This is a genomic window from Rhizobium sp. SL86 (assembly GCF_026672545.1).
Classification (GTDB): Bacteria; Pseudomonadota; Alphaproteobacteria; order Rhizobiales; family Rhizobiaceae; genus Neorhizobium.
Map to the genome: position 1 here is coordinate 997,868 of NZ_JAPPRJ010000001.1, position 13,598 is coordinate 1,011,465.

Sequence of the window (13,598 nt, forward strand, 5' to 3'; positions counted from 1 at the left end):
TTCGACCTCAACCGCAACCCGGCCTATGCGCCGGTCGGCATTGGCGAAGTCGATGCGACCGCCGCAACCGCCTGCCGGATCGCCTATGAATCCACCGGAAATCCCCGTTACGCCTTCCAGCTGGGCCGTGCCCTCAACAAGGCGGAACAGGCCGAACAGGCCATGACCGCTTATGGAGACCGCCGTGAAGGCGGATTATGCCGCCGCCAAGGTCAATCTCGGCATGCTGCTTGGTCGGATCGGCGACAGCGAGGCGGAGTTCCGGATGTACAAGGAGGCCGCGGAAGCCGGCAACATGCTGGCCGCCTACAATCTCGGCGTCTCCTATCGCGACGGGATCGGCACGGTGCCGGATGCGAATGAGGCCATTCGCTGGTTCGAAGAGGCCGCCGCCCGTGGCGACATGACCGCCGCCTTCAACATCGGCGTGATCTACGACGAAGGCAATCAGGTGACCGAAGACAATCAGATGGCGATCGCCTGGTATGATGTTGCGGCCAAGGGCGGCAACAAGGATGCAATGATCAACCTCGGTCTGATGTACGAGGCCGGTGAAGGCATCCGCGCCAACCGCGAGGCCGCCGCCGAACTCTATGCCCAGGCCGCAGCTCTGGGTGATGAATTCGGCGCCAGCAAGCTGCAGCAGCTGCAGCAGGCCGGCGTTCGCCTGCCGGAACAGGCGCCGGAAGTCTCCTCGCTGCCGCAGGGTTTTCACATGCTGGTACTTGCGCCGAACGAGATCGAAACGCCGACCACGCTCAAAGATATCTGATCAGCCGGGAATGTCGCCTGCCGACGGACCCCACACATCCGTCATGGCAAAACCGCCTGCCAGCGGATCGAAGGGATCGAGCGCCACCGTCTGCTGGCCGAAGGTAAAGCCGCGGCCACTGATCGTCGGCACGACGGCCGGAAGGTTACCGACCGTGGTGATATCCTTCAGCCCCACCCGGAATTCCGAACCGATGATGGAGCGCGAGGTGAAGACATCGCCCTTCGCCACCTTGCCGCGGGCATAGAGCGTCGCGAGATTGGCGGAATTGCCCGTGCCGCAGGGAGAGCGGTCGGCACGTCCGGGCCACATCGTGGTGCAGGTGCGCACCGCCCCGTCCGGATCGACACTGCGGAACATAACGTAAGCCACACCTGACACTTCCGGGATTTCCGGATGGACGACCGGAAAAGCCGCGTTGATCGCCGCCTTCAGCTCCATGCCGGCGGCAACCAGCGCCGCCGCATTGTGTTTTTCGATGGTGAGACCGATCTGTTCGACATCAACGAGCGCGTAAAAGACCCCGCCATAGGCGAGATCCAGGCTAATCTCTCCCCAGCGCGTTTCCAGCTTGACGTCCAGCTGATGCACGAAGGAGGGAACCATGGTCAGTTCCACCCGTTCGCAGCGCCCGTCACGGCAGGTCGCTTTTGCCCTCACCAGACCCGCCGCCGTTTCCAGCGTCACGATCGTTTCCGGCTCCTGCATCTCGACGATCCCCACCTCGAGAAGTGCGGTGGTGACGCAGATCGAGTTCGAGCCGGAACTCGCATGCGCCTGATCCGGCTGCAGGATAACGAAGGCGGCGTCGGCCTCCGGATGCGTGGCCGGCAGAAGCAGGTTGACGGAGCCGATCGGGTTTCCGCGCGGCTCAAGACAAAGAAACCGGCGCAGTTCCTGCCCCTTCGGATCGCTGTTCAGCCAGGCGAGCTTTTCCGCCGTCGTGGCGCCGGGGATTTTCGGCACGCCGCCGATTGCGACCTTGCCGATCTCTCCCTCCGCATGGACATCCAGCAACTGCATCGTGCGTTTCCACCGCATGGCGAACACCCTTCCTGATTTGATGGTGCCCGGACCATATTGCGCCTTCACGCGAAAGAAAATCCGCCTGCCTGATGGATTTTCCGACCGCTTTGTCATGCGGGATTTGCATTTCGCCCTGCCTTGTCGCATCAGGTTGCGCAAGAACAGGGACAGATTGATGCTTGCCATTTTCGAAGAGGCGGCGCTCGCCGCCGGTCGCGTCATCCTCGACATCTACCAGCGCGGTTTCGAGGTCGAGACCAAGGCCGACCAGAGCCCGGTGACGGAAGCGGATGTGCGGGCCGAAGAGGTGATTCTCTCGCATCTGAAAGCGCATATGCCGGATGTTCCGGTGATTGCCGAGGAGCAGATGGCCGCCGGCATCGAGCCGGATATTTCCGGCGGGCGGTTCCTGCTGATCGATCCGCTGGACGGGACGCGCGAATTCATCAACCGGAATGGCGAATTTACCGTCAACATTGCCCTGATCGAGGATGGCAAGCCCGTGGCCGGGATCGTTTATGCGCCGGTCGTCGGAGTTGCCTATACCGGCGGCCCTGATGGCGCTGCCAAGCTGACGATCGACCAGAACCAGCAGGTCCTGTCGCGACAGCCGATCCGTGTCCGACCCGTCGCCGCGCCGCCGATCGCGGTGGCCAGCCGGTCCTATCTCGATGCGGAGACCAAGCGTTATCTTGACGAACTTGAACCCTGCGAATGCTGCACCGTCGGCTCTTCGCTGAAATTCGGCCTGGTGGCTGAAGGCAAGGCCGACGTTTATCCGCGCTTCGGGCGCACCATGGAATGGGATACGGCTGCGGGTGATGCTGTGGTCCGTGCTGCCGGCGGCAGCGTGCTTGCCGCTGACGGCGCGCCACTTACCTATGGCAAGCGCGGTCGACGCGATGCGGCGGATTTCGCCAATGGCGCCTTTTTTGCGTGGGGCGGCAGGGACGCCTGAGCCACAGGCTCAGACAGCCACCGAATGGCGCGCCGTGCCGCGGCCGAAATACTGGTCAAAACGGGAAGCGATGGTGCGCACGAACATGCGCCCACGCGGCATCACCTCGAACCGGTCGCCGTCGAAGGCGGTAAAGCCGTCCGGATCCTGCTGGTGGATGCGCGCGGCATCCGCCTGCACCACCTCTGCCGCGGCGCCGTAACGTTCCTTCAGACTGTGGACGGAAAAACCGTAGTGGCACATCAGCGCCTCGATCGCATCCCCGACAGCCCGGTCGATATCATTCAGCGCAAAACCCTTGGCCACCGGCAGGCGTCCTTCGCTGATCGCCCGCATATATTCGCCCGTCGCAACGATGTTCTGCACATAGCCCCGTTCACTGCGGCCGATGGCGGACGCTCCGAGCCCAATCAGCGCCGGCGCGCTGTCGGTGGTGTAACCCTGGAAATTGCGCTTGACCTCGCCCTGGTTCAACGCCTCGGCAAGGCTGTCACCGGGTCTGGCGAAATGATCGATGCCGACGGCGAGATAACCGGCCGCGGTCAGCGTATCGGCAATCAGCTGCTGCATCTCGAAACGCTCCTCGATGCCGGCGAGCGCCTGTTCATCGATCAGCGTCTGGTGTTTTTTCATCCACGGCACATGCGCGTAACCGAAGATGGCGAAACGCTCCGGCTGCATGGCAAGCGCGCGATCAAGGGTGCGGGCAAGGCTGTTCAGGGTCTGGTAGGGCAGGCCATAGACGACATCGAGGTTGATGCCACCGACACCGAACTCGCGCAGAAGGCTCACGACACGCTGGGTCTGGGCAAAACTTTGCGGCCGGTTGATCGCCCTTTGCACGGCCGGATCGAAATCCTGCACACCGACGCTGGCGCGCGTCATGCCGAAATCTCGCCAGGCGGCGAGTTTCACGGCGTCGACAAAACCCGGATCGATCTCGACACTCACCTCGGCGGAGGGCTCCAGGTCGAACTGACGTTCGATGGCGTTGCGCAGGCGAATGAGGTCGTGCGGCGAGACGATCGTCGGGGACCCGCCTCCGAAATGGATCGCGCCGACCGAACGGCGTCTCGGCAGGCGGCTTGCCACCAGGGCGATCTCGGCGATCAACGCATCGACATAATCCGCGACCGGTTCGTAACGGCGGGTATGTTTGGTGTGACAGCCGCAATACCAGCACAGCCGGTCACAGAAGGGCACATGCAGATAAAGCGAGAGCGGTGCATCGCCATCTTCCTGCTCCAGCCAGCCCGAATAGACCTTGGCATCCACCTCACCATGAAAATGCGGGGCTGTCGGATAACTGGTATAACGCGGCACGGGAGACGCATAACGACGGATGAGATCTGGCTGCATGGATTTTTCCTCTGTCAGCCAAAGCTAGGGCGCAAAAACCAGCCTTGCCTTGATCAAGATCAATTCTGGGCCCGTGGCACTTGCTAGTGGAAAAAGGTATAGGAGAAGGGCCATGGACTTTAGCCGCCGCGATATCCACTCGACCGAGATTCCCGTGCTTTGCCGCAGTTGCGAGGTGCGTCACAAAGGCATGTGCGGCGCCCTGAACCCCGATGAACTGACGCTGCTATCCCGTCACACACGCCAGCTCCAGCATTCCTCGGGAGAGGAACTGGTGGGCGAAAGCACCGATGTGGAAGCTTATGACAATGTCATGCGCGGCGTGGTGAAACTGTCGAAGACGCTGGAAGACGGCCGCCAGCAGATCGTCGGCCTGCAGTTCGCACCCGATCTGGTCGGGCGGCTTTACGCCACCGAAAGCCCGATGACGGCGGAAGCCGCTTCCGATGTCGAGGTCTGCCGCGTGCCGAAGGTGATGCTGGAGCGGTTGATCGAAAGAAATCCGGCGCTGCGCAAACGGCTGATGGACCAGGCCCTGCGCGAACTGGACGAAGCCCGCGAATGGATGGTGACGCTTGGCCGCAAAACGGCGTCGGAGAAGGTCGCAAGCCTTTTGATGCTGATCGCCGTGCACCTCGACCCCGACGCCCGAGGCGACCGGCGCATCTTCGACCTGCCGATGTCCAGGCTCGACATCGCCGATTATCTGGGCCTCACCATCGAAACGGTGTCGCGACAGTTTTCCCGGCTGAAGAAAGACGGGATCATCTCCATCACCGCCAATCGCCATATCGAGGTGCAGAGCCTGGCGAAACTTCAGTCGCGCTGCGGCTGAGCGTCCGCTCCGGCGGAGGATTGTCTGCACAATTTTCACCCAGACCTGGCAAAGATCAAAAAATCATCACTTTGCTGCACCACATGGGTGCGGAACGCCCATTTTTTATTGATCAGCCGGTAAATTTTTGACCGTTTGATAAATTTTATCGCCGCCAACAAATCAACCATTTGAATTCATTTATCTTTTTAGAACTGGCACGGTCATTGCTTCCTTTTCAGCATAAACGGGCATCTCGGCCCGGCCACAGAGGGAGCATCAAAAATGGAAATTGGCGTCTTCATTCCGATCGGCAACAATGGCTGGCTGTTGTCGGAAAATGCCCCGCAATACAAACCGAGCTTCGAACTGAACAAGGCGATCACGCTGAAGGCGGAGCACTATGGTTTCGACTTCGCGCTGTCGATGATCAAGCTGCGCGGCTTCGGCGGCAAGACGGAGTTCTGGGACTACAACCTGGAAAGTTTTACGCTGATGGCCGGCCTTGCCGCCGTCACCTCGAAGATCAAGCTGTTCGGCACGGCCGCAACGCTCGTGATGCCGCCGGCGATCGTTGCCCGCATGGCGACCACGATCGATTCCATCTCCGGCGGACGTTTCGGCGTCAACCTCGTCACCGGCTGGCAACGTCCGGAATACAGCCAGATGGGTCTGTGGCCGGGAGACGACTATTTTGCCGACCGCTACGAATACCTCACCGAATATACGACCGTTCTCAAGGAGTTGTTGACCACCGGTCAGTCGGACCTGAAGGGCAAATATTTCCAGATGGACGATTGCCGCATGAAGCCGGTGCCGGAAGGCGATGTGAAGCTGATCTGCGCCGGCTCTTCCAATTCCGGCATGGCGTTTTCCGCTCAGTTTGCCGATTACAGCTTCTGCTTCGGCGTTGGCGTCAATACGCCGAAGGCCTTTGCGCCGACCAATGAACGCCTGCTGGCGGCCACGGAAAAGACCGGTCGCGACGTACGTTCCTTCGTGCTGACGATGGTGATCGCCGAAGAAACGACCGAAGCCGCTTTTGCCAAATGGGAGCATTACAAGGCCGGCGCCGACGAGGAAGCCATCAAGTGGCTTGGCCTGCAGAGTGCTGCCGATACCAAGTCCGGTTCCGACACCAATGTGCGCCACATGTCGAACCCGGTTTCGGCCGTCAACATCAACATGGGCACCCTGATCGGCTCCTATGCCGAAGTGGCGGCCATGCTGGACGAGATGAGCGAAGTGCCCGGCACCGGCGGCGTGATGCTGACCTTCGACGACTTCCTGGAAGGTATCGAGAAGTTCGGCAAATATGTGCAGCCGCTGATGAAGAGCCGCGCCCATGTCAACCAGATGCTGGAGGCCGCCGAATGAGCGAGGCCGTTGTTGCGGGCTACCAGCCAAGGCCGGAACGGACGAAAAGCGTCACGCTTCCGGCACGGCCGGAGCCGATCTCGCTGAAGCCGTCCGAAACCGCCGTTGTCGTCGTCGACATGCAGAACGCCTATTCCACCGAAGGCGGTTATGTGGACCTTGCCGGCTTCGACATTGCCGGCGCCAAGGGCACGATTGCCAACATCAAAAAGACGCTGGACGCGGCACGCGCCGCCGGCGTGCTGGTGGTCTATTTCCAGAACGGCTGGGACAAGGACTATGTCGAGGCCGGCGGCCCCGGTTCACCCAACTGGCACAAATCGAATGCGCTGAAGACCATGCGCAAGCGGCCGGAACTGCAGGGGCAGCTGCTCGCCAAGGGCACCTGGGACTATGCCATCGTCGACGAATTACAGCCGCAGCCGGGCGACATCCTGGTGCCGAAGACACGGTATTCCGGTTTCTTCAACACCAATATGGACAGCGTTTTGCGCGCCCGCGGCATCCGCAATCTCGTCTTCGTCGGCATTGCCACCAATGTCTGCGTCGAAAGCTCGCTGCGCGATGCCTTCCACCTCGAATATTTCGGCGTGATGCTGGAGGACGCCACCCACCATCTGGGCCCGGAGTTCATCCAGCAGGCCACCGTCTACAATGTCGAGAAATTCTTCGGCTGGGTATCCACCGTCCATGATTTCTGCGGCGCGATTTCCCAGGCAGCCCCCGCCGAAGCCGCCGAATAACACGCTCACCTTTTAGAAAACGGAGACAATCAGAATGCCGAAGACCATCGTCGTCCCGGAAGGCACGCAGAAGCCCATCGCCCCCTATTCGCCCGGCACGCTGGCCGATGGCGTGGTGTATGTCTCGGGAACGCTTCCCTTCGACAAGAACAATGACGTCGTGCATGTGGGCGATGCGGCAGCACAAACCCGCCATGTGCTGGAAACCATCAAGTCGGTGATCGAAACCGCCGGCGGCACGATGGAGGATGTCACCATGAACCACATCTTCCTGACCGACTGGGCGAACTACCAGGCGATCAACACGGTTTATGCTGAATATTTCCCCGGCGACAAACCCGCCCGCTATTGCGTGCAGTGCGGCCTGGTGAAGCCGGATGCACTGGTGGAAATCGCGACCGTCGCGCATATCGGGAAGAAGTGAGGGCGTTATTGCCCCTCATTGGCCTTATTCGCCTCCTGCATCTGCCGAAGCCTACACAAAAGACCCCCTCTGGCCTGCCGGCCATTTCCCCCACAAGGGGGGAGAAGACCAGCCTCACCGCCTTGCCCAACAAGCGGAATGCGAGGGTTCGGCAGGTTGAGCCCCTCCCCCTTGTGGGGAGGGGTTGGGGAGGGGACTTCACCGTAACCGCTGAAATCAGGCCCGACCCATGCATTACGACATCCACGGACTGACCGCCCCCGACGCGCCGACCATCCTGCTCTCGTCCGGGTTGGGCGGATCGGGCGCCTATTGGGCGCCGCAGATTCCGGCACTCTCGGCGCACTTCCGCGTCATCACCTATGACCATCGCGGTTGTGGGAGGACGGGGGGCGCGGTTCCGGAGACGGGCGGTATTTCCGCCATGGCGGATGACGTGCTGGACATCGTTGCCGAACTGGGCCTCACGCGGTTCCACTTCATGGGTCATGCGCTGGGTGGCCTGATCGGGCTCGATCTCGCGCTGCGCCGACCGGATCTGATCGACAAGCTCATCCTCATCAATGCCTGGAGCAAGGCGGATCCGCATTCCGGCCGTTGTTTCGATGTGCGCCTTGAACTTTTGAACGCGTCTGGCGTGGGGGCCTTCGTCAAGGCGCAGCCGCTGTTCCTTTATCCCGCCTGGTGGATGAGCGAAAATGCCGCACGTTTGGCGGAGGACGATGCGCATGGCGTGTCGCATTTCCAGGGCAAGGACAATGTCACCCGCCGCATTGCGGCGCTGCGCGCCTTCGATGTCGACGACCGGCTCGGCGAGATTGCCGCGCAAACGCTGCTGATCGCGACGAAGGACGACCTTCTCGTGCCTTATACGCGCTCCGTCCGTCTTGCGGAGGGTCTGCCGAACGCCACGCTTTCGCTGAGCGAGAGCGGAGCCCATGCGGTCAACATCGTCTTTCCGCAGACCATCAACCAGGACATCCTGTCATTCCTGACCGCCGGAACAAACCCGGCGCAGTGATGCAGCTTAACCACAAAGCCAATCTCTCTTCGATGCCCCCTGAACTGCCGGACCAATCCCGCGTAGACCTTCAGGCACAAAAGACCGGAGACCCGTGAATGCCTGCTGCCACAGCATCGATCGCCCACCCGCAAGACGACCATCGCCAGGCCTATCGGAACGCCATGGCAAGGCTCGGCGCCGCCGTCACCATCGTCACCACCGACGGCCCGGGCGGCAGAGCGGGTTTTGCCGCCACCGCCGTCTGCAGCGTCTCCGACAGCCCGCCGACGCTGCTGGTCTGCCTCAACCGCGGTTCCTCCGCCTACCAGCCGGTCAGCCTCAACAAGGTCGTCTGCGTCAACGTCCTGTCTGCCGAACACGAGGCGCTCAGCCGGCTGTTCGGCGGCAAGACGCCCGTCGAGGAACGGTTCGCCGGGGCCACCTGGCATCCGACGGAAACCGGCTGCCACCGGCTGGAGGGAGCACTCACCTCGTTTGATTGCCGCATTACGTCGATTGCCGATGGCGCAACCCATGACGTGCTGTTCTGCGCGGTCGAGGCAATCCATACCCGCGAGGATGGCCAGGCGCTGATCTATTTCGACCGCGGCTACAGAACCGTCTGAGCGGCTAAACGACAGGTGAACGGTGCCTTCAGGCGCCGTTCCGACTGGGTCTATTACAAGGAAAGCGTTCAACGGCGGCACGGCCCGCAAACGGAGACGCTTCCATGACCCGCACCTCTTTCATCGCCACCGCACTCGTCGCCCTCATCGGCATCGGCAGCGCCGTTCCCGCATTCGCCAACGACGTGCGCTTCGAACAGTATGGCTGGTCGAATTCCGCCGGCGGTTCGCAGAACGGTTATCGTAACCGGGTCCGCGTCTACCAGAACGGTTATTACAACAATTCGGCCGCCCAGCAGCGCGGTTATGACAACCTCTCCGCCTTCGGCCAGGAAGGCAGCCGCAACCGCGCCAGCACCTATCAGACGGGCAACCGCAACGTCGCCGGCGTCGGCCAGTTCGGTTCCGACCACACGACGATCCTGACCCAGGACGGCAATGGCAATATCGCCGCCGGCGTGCAGGTCGGCCGTGGCTGCAGCGCCAATGTCTCGCAGGGCGGCAGCGGCAATGTCGCCGCCTTCGTCCAGACCTGCGACTGATCCCAAATTCCCGTCGACCGGCGTCGGCAGAGCCCGACGCCATCCCTTTCAAGGAGAGCGCCATGTTGCCTTTCGGACTGTCAGCAAAAACCACCCTCTCCGCTTTTGCCGTGCTTCTGACGGCGGCAGGCGGCACCGCCGTGCTTGCGGCCGGCCCCACGTCCAAGGCACCGCTTCGGTGTGAAATCAAGGTGACGCCCCAGGGCGGCATGGTGACGCTTCAGGGCGTGGTCTTCTCAGACCGCAGCATCGACGGCACCTATTCGCTGCAGGTTGAAGGTTCGGGCCGCGGCGGTAGCAACTCGATCCAGCAGGGCGGCGCCTTCAGCGCCACCGCCGGCCGCGGCAATCCGCTCGGTCTCGTCTCCCTCGGCTCATCCGGCGCCAATTACGACGTGACGCTGAAGGTGAGCGCCGGCGGCAAGACGGTTTCCTGTTCCGAATGGGTGGGCGGCCGGATCTGACTTCCTCTCCTCACTGCGACATCACAACGCCCGGCGTCCTCGCGACCCGGGCGTTTTTTCGTCGTGCAGCGAGCGGACGGATGGCGCTGAACGCTATGTGAATGGAGGGTTCCGCAGCCGTTCAGCCGCGCCATGCAAAGATTGATTCAACGGTCAAGGGATGGACCGAAACGGAGAGAGACATGCACCGCACGCTGACCAGAACCTTGTCGATTGCCCTTGTGACCGGCCTGCTGATGCCGGCACTGCTGCCTGCTCCGGCTGTTGCCGGCAGCGTGTCCTTCACGCTCGCCCCTCCCTCCGACGAAGGCGGCGACATCCTCTCCACCGGCATCCGGCTTTATTCGATGTATCGGGGATTGAAGAACGGCGAAATCCGCCAGCGCGGCCACGACAACGAGGCCGGCGTCTCGCAGAACGGCAGCGGCAATGTCGGCTTCGTGCGTCAGCGCGGTGATGGCCATTCCGCAACCTTGCGGCAGAATGGCAACGACAATGCCTACGGCATTTTCCAGTACGGCCGCAATGCCCGCACGGATGTCGAGCAATACGGCAACCGCGAAGGCGGCCTGACCTTCAGCTACGGCTGGTAACGGTTAACAGGCAATTTAAAGTGCGGCGAATGCAGAGGTGAAACCGTTTGTAGCTAGCGCTTGCCGCAAGTGGTCAGCGCCAGCCAAAGGTGGGCATTTTCCGTCACTGTGGAATGGTGGGAGACGGCTTAATCGTGAAATTGAAAGAGGGAGAGATGTTTACCAGAACGGCTGCGCAGTTCATCAACGAGACTGAGACCGCGAACAGAACAGATATCCAATTGAGCGAAAAACTCATCCAGATACCATATGCCATTAACGAGATATGAAGCGCCAACACGCTAAGCATTACCATACCTAGCAAGAAAGATAAGCTGGAATAGAAAGCTGAATATCCAACCCCAGCATCAAAAAAATCTTCCCCAAATATATTCATCTTTTTACGAAAAAGTTTCAGATAAAATTCAGTAGACATGTGCGCTGCCGATAGGAAATCCGGATCAATTCCTCTTTTCGCAGCAAGGCGGATTGTAAATTGTTCGCAAATCGCTTGGTAAGCCTGTGCGTTCATAAAAGCTAACGAGAGGACCAAAAAATTGAGCGAGGCAAACAGGGTCATCACCTCTGCCGCTGCCGGAATATCTTGAATTCCGATTGACGTTCCGGGAATCGTAACGTTTTTCCCGAACAGCAGAAGTGCTAATAATCCATCACTCAGAAGAGCCGCCTTTAGGAGGGCCTCTTGCTTCGCAATCCCTCGGTCGTACATCTCCAAGTATTTCTTGTGCAGCACGTCGTTGAAGATGCTCTCGTCCTCATCCAGTAGCATCTCTCGTTCAAACGTCATCCTCAGTCTAACATTAGGAGACAGCTTAAGCTTAAGCTTAAGATCATTTTTTAGTGCTGACATTCCATCATACCTTATGCAGAATGCGGCTATGGCACGCCGGTTTCGAGGCAAGCAGCCCAAGCGAATAAGATACGATCACCAGAAAGAACTGGCTAGAGCCACAATCTGACTGCCATAGCAATTAGAGACTACCAGCCAAGGTAGATGTGCCTACGAACCCGGCCAACAGGTAAATAGAACGCCGACCCGTCAAACCTCAAATTCATCACATATGTAGGAAATGGCGCACCCGAAGAGATTCGAACTCCTGACCCCCAGATTCGTAGTCTGGTGCTCTATCCAGCTGAGCTACGGGTGCTTGCCGTTGGAGACGTTTAGTGCGTCTCGGCGTGTGGCGATCCTCTAAAGCCTCTCGCTTTCGATTGCAAGCGATTTTGCCGCGCCAATTGTCATTTTGCTGCAATATCTCAACAAGCCATTGAAATATCTTGTGATTTTTCAGGCTCTGGCCCGATAGTCCTCCAGCGAGACCGGGCGGTCGGGAATTTCGATGCGAAATTGCGTGCCGGGACCCGGCTTTTCGACCAGTGCAATCGTGCCGCCATGGGCGAGGATCAACTCCCGCGCAATGGCAAGGCCAAGGCCGGTGCCGCCGGAGCGTGCCGAGCCCCGGAAGGCGGTAAAGAGGTTCTCCCGCGCCTTGCGCGGCATGCCGGGCCCGTTGTCGTCGATGGTGATGCTGACGACGCTGCCGACCCGCTGGGCGGTGACGCTGAGCCGCTTCGGCCCACCCTCTTCCGGCGGCGGGGCCTGCACCAGCGCCTGTACGGCGTTGCGGCAGAGATTGTGGATGACGCGGAACAGCTGCTCGCCATCCGCATCGATCTCGATGTCCTCGGCCACCTGGTCGACAAAGACGATGCCGGCTTCGGGGTCAAGCGCGAGGATATCGCGCACGTCCTGGCAAAGGTCCGACAGGCGCACCAGCCGGCGTTTGGGGGCCGCCTCCTCCGCCTGACCATAGGCCAAAACTTCGCTGGTATATCCGACCGCACGATCGATCGTGCGCAGGAGTTTGGGCGCGAAGCTGCGCACCATCGGATCGTCGACATCCACAAGCCGGTCCGACATCAGCTGCGCGGATGCCAGGATATTGCGCATGTCGTGGTTGATCTTGGAGACGGCCAGGCCGAGATCGGCGAGGTTCTTCTTCTGTTTGAGCGTGCGCTGCAGTTCCATCTGCATCGATGCCAGATGCTGGCCGGCGACTTCCAGCTCGCCCTTGGCCGCTCCCGGACGGAAGATGCGCTCCGGATCCTCCGGCCGCTCCGAAAACGACTGCATGCCATGTGTCAGCCGGCGGATCGGGCCGATCATCATCTTGTTGATCGCCACATAGATCATCACGGCCGTCACAAGCGAGATCAGCAGCGAGATGGCGAACATCATCTTCGAAAAGGAGATCATGGCCTTGCGCAGGGCGTCGTCGGTCATGACGAGTTCGATCACCATGTCGGTCTCGCCGATGGGGCCGAAGACGCGCATCACCCGCCCGCCGCCAAAGACCAGCGTATCGAGCGCATTGCGCATCGAACCAAGCGCCGTCTCCTGGGCAAGGTCGAAGGTCTGGTCGACCTGCGGCGGCACGTCGATGGCCGCCAGAAGGCGCGAAGTCCCATCCTTGCGGAGCGCCAGCACCTTGGTGCCGGTGGCCAAAAGCGTGTCATCCTGCACGGCACGCGGCAGTTCGGCGGGCTGCAGGCCGTCGATCACGATGCCGGCAGCGGCGGCCGTGTCCAGCCGATCCCGCAACCAGGTCATGCGCATCACCGAGATGGACGGGATGAAGATCAGCACTTCGGCGAACATCACGAAGATGACGGTCAGCCACAACAGCCGCCCGGACAATCCCCGGAAGCGTCGGGGCATGCGCGGAAGAGGCTCCCCTGCCGCTCCCTGCTGGCCGGTTCCGAGGCTTGCGGACATGTCCGCCTCAGTCCTCATGCGGATCTCCGTTGTTCGCCGCGACACCATGCAGCGGTTTCGATCACGTCGAAATGATAACGGCGCGCAGAGGCGTTTTCCAGCCTTTGCGCGCCCGTTTTAT

The 13,598-nt window shown here is 60.8% G+C and carries 15 protein-coding genes and 1 tRNA gene; 11 read left to right on the plus strand and 5 right to left on the minus strand.

Annotated elements, in window-relative coordinates; all coding sequences use genetic code 11:
- Positions 1–184: 184 nt before the first annotated feature.
- On the plus strand, positions 185–772 hold the full coding sequence (locus tag OU993_RS05025; protein WP_268155140.1) for a tetratricopeptide repeat protein: 588 nt from the start codon (positions 185–187) through the stop codon (positions 770–772).
- Here OU993_RS05025 and OU993_RS05030 read toward each other — a convergent pair whose 3' ends face one another.
- Complete coding sequence (locus OU993_RS05030; protein ID WP_268155141.1) at positions 773–1,813, minus strand: proline racemase family protein; 1,041 nt, start codon at positions 1,811–1,813, stop codon at positions 773–775.
- A 160-nt stretch (positions 1,814–1,973) separates the two neighbouring features.
- On the opposite strand from OU993_RS05030, the gene cysQ reads away from it, so the two are divergent.
- Entirely contained in the window at positions 1,974–2,756 is a 783-nt protein-coding gene (gene cysQ, locus OU993_RS05035; protein ID WP_268155142.1) for a 3'(2'),5'-bisphosphate nucleotidase CysQ, read from the plus strand.
- 9 nt (positions 2,757–2,765) lie between these two features.
- On the opposite strand, the gene hemN is transcribed toward cysQ, so the two are convergent.
- Positions 2,766–4,115, minus strand: coding sequence for an oxygen-independent coproporphyrinogen III oxidase (gene hemN / locus OU993_RS05040; protein WP_268155143.1), 1,350 nt, complete (start codon positions 4,113–4,115; stop codon positions 2,766–2,768).
- Between the two features lie 112 nt (positions 4,116–4,227).
- Between hemN and OU993_RS05045 the strand changes: the two genes are divergently transcribed.
- From OU993_RS05045 to OU993_RS05085, 9 genes are all read left to right on the plus strand, one after another.
- The gene (locus OU993_RS05045; RefSeq protein WP_268155144.1) at positions 4,228–4,950 is read left to right on the plus strand and encodes a Crp/Fnr family transcriptional regulator; all 723 of its coding nucleotides are present in this window, start codon (positions 4,228–4,230) and stop codon (positions 4,948–4,950) included.
- A gap of 264 nt (positions 4,951–5,214) precedes the next feature.
- Positions 5,215–6,306, plus strand: a complete 1,092-nt coding sequence (gene rutA / locus OU993_RS05050; protein ID WP_268155145.1) for a pyrimidine utilization protein A — start codon at positions 5,215–5,217, stop codon at positions 6,304–6,306.
- A complete protein-coding gene (gene rutB, locus OU993_RS05055; protein ID WP_268155146.1) occupies positions 6,303–7,049 on the plus strand; it encodes a pyrimidine utilization protein B in 747 nt (248 codons plus the stop codon). Before rutA ends, rutB begins: the two co-directional genes overlap by 4 nt.
- A 34-nt stretch (positions 7,050–7,083) precedes the next feature.
- Positions 7,084–7,473: a pyrimidine utilization protein C gene (rutC, locus tag OU993_RS05060; protein ID WP_268155148.1), complete on the plus strand. Its 390-nt coding sequence runs from the start codon at positions 7,084–7,086 to the stop codon at positions 7,471–7,473.
- Positions 7,474–7,702: 229 nt separating this feature from the next.
- Complete coding sequence (gene rutD, locus OU993_RS05065) at positions 7,703–8,494, plus strand: pyrimidine utilization protein D (protein WP_268155149.1); 792 nt, start codon at positions 7,703–7,705, stop codon at positions 8,492–8,494.
- A gap of 98 nt (positions 8,495–8,592) precedes the next feature.
- On the plus strand, positions 8,593–9,102 hold the full coding sequence (locus OU993_RS05070) for a flavin reductase (protein ID WP_268155150.1): 510 nt from the start codon (positions 8,593–8,595) through the stop codon (positions 9,100–9,102).
- A 104-nt stretch (positions 9,103–9,206) separates the two neighbouring features.
- Positions 9,207–9,644, plus strand: coding sequence for a curlin (locus OU993_RS05075; protein WP_268155151.1), 438 nt, complete (start codon positions 9,207–9,209; stop codon positions 9,642–9,644).
- A 62-nt stretch (positions 9,645–9,706) separates the two neighbouring features.
- Positions 9,707–10,108: a curli-like amyloid fiber formation chaperone CsgH gene (csgH, locus tag OU993_RS05080; RefSeq protein WP_268155152.1), complete on the plus strand. Its 402-nt coding sequence runs from the start codon at positions 9,707–9,709 to the stop codon at positions 10,106–10,108.
- A 182-nt stretch (positions 10,109–10,290) separates the two neighbouring features.
- On the plus strand, positions 10,291–10,701 hold the full coding sequence (locus tag OU993_RS05085; RefSeq protein WP_268155153.1) for a curlin: 411 nt from the start codon (positions 10,291–10,293) through the stop codon (positions 10,699–10,701).
- A 103-nt stretch (positions 10,702–10,804) separates the two neighbouring features.
- Here OU993_RS05085 and OU993_RS05090 read toward each other — a convergent pair whose 3' ends face one another.
- The 3 genes from OU993_RS05090 to OU993_RS05100 form a co-directional block, all read right to left on the minus strand.
- Positions 10,805–11,551 (minus strand): hypothetical protein, encoded by a 747-nt coding sequence (locus OU993_RS05090; RefSeq protein WP_268155154.1) that lies wholly within the window; start codon positions 11,549–11,551, stop codon positions 10,805–10,807.
- 221 nt (positions 11,552–11,772) lie between these two features.
- Positions 11,773–11,849 (minus strand) — tRNA-Arg (locus tag OU993_RS05095).
- Between the two features lie 140 nt (positions 11,850–11,989).
- Complete coding sequence (locus tag OU993_RS05100; RefSeq protein WP_442792873.1) at positions 11,990–13,495, minus strand: ATP-binding protein; 1,506 nt, start codon at positions 13,493–13,495, stop codon at positions 11,990–11,992.
- Between the last annotated feature and the right edge of the window lie 103 nt (positions 13,496–13,598).

Bases quoted from the DNA above. Each gene is read 5' to 3' on its own strand.
- OU993_RS05030 (WP_268155141.1), bottom strand. From the start codon at position 1,813: ATGCGGTGGAAACGCACGATGCAGTTGCTGGATGTCCATGCGGAGGGA.
- cysQ (WP_268155142.1), top strand. From the start codon at position 1,974: ATGCTTGCCATTTTCGAAGAGGCGGCGCTCGCCGCCGGTCGCGTCATC.
- hemN (WP_268155143.1), bottom strand. From the start codon at position 4,115: ATGCAGCCAGATCTCATCCGTCGTTATGCGTCTCCCGTGCCGCGTTAT.
- OU993_RS05045 (WP_268155144.1), top strand. From the start codon at position 4,228: ATGGACTTTAGCCGCCGCGATATCCACTCGACCGAGATTCCCGTGCTT.
- rutA (WP_268155145.1), top strand. From the start codon at position 5,215: ATGGAAATTGGCGTCTTCATTCCGATCGGCAACAATGGCTGGCTGTTG.
- rutB (WP_268155146.1), top strand. From the start codon at position 6,303: ATGAGCGAGGCCGTTGTTGCGGGCTACCAGCCAAGGCCGGAACGGACG.
- rutC (WP_268155148.1), top strand. From the start codon at position 7,084: ATGCCGAAGACCATCGTCGTCCCGGAAGGCACGCAGAAGCCCATCGCC.
- rutD (WP_268155149.1), top strand. From the start codon at position 7,703: ATGCATTACGACATCCACGGACTGACCGCCCCCGACGCGCCGACCATC.
- OU993_RS05070 (WP_268155150.1), top strand. From the start codon at position 8,593: ATGCCTGCTGCCACAGCATCGATCGCCCACCCGCAAGACGACCATCGC.
- OU993_RS05075 (WP_268155151.1), top strand. From the start codon at position 9,207: ATGACCCGCACCTCTTTCATCGCCACCGCACTCGTCGCCCTCATCGGC.
- csgH (WP_268155152.1), top strand. From the start codon at position 9,707: ATGTTGCCTTTCGGACTGTCAGCAAAAACCACCCTCTCCGCTTTTGCC.
- OU993_RS05085 (WP_268155153.1), top strand. From the start codon at position 10,291: ATGCACCGCACGCTGACCAGAACCTTGTCGATTGCCCTTGTGACCGGC.
- OU993_RS05090 (WP_268155154.1), bottom strand. From the start codon at position 11,551: ATGTCAGCACTAAAAAATGATCTTAAGCTTAAGCTTAAGCTGTCTCCT.
- OU993_RS05100 (WP_442792873.1), bottom strand. From the start codon at position 13,495: ATGAGGACTGAGGCGGACATGTCCGCAAGCCTCGGAACCGGCCAGCAG.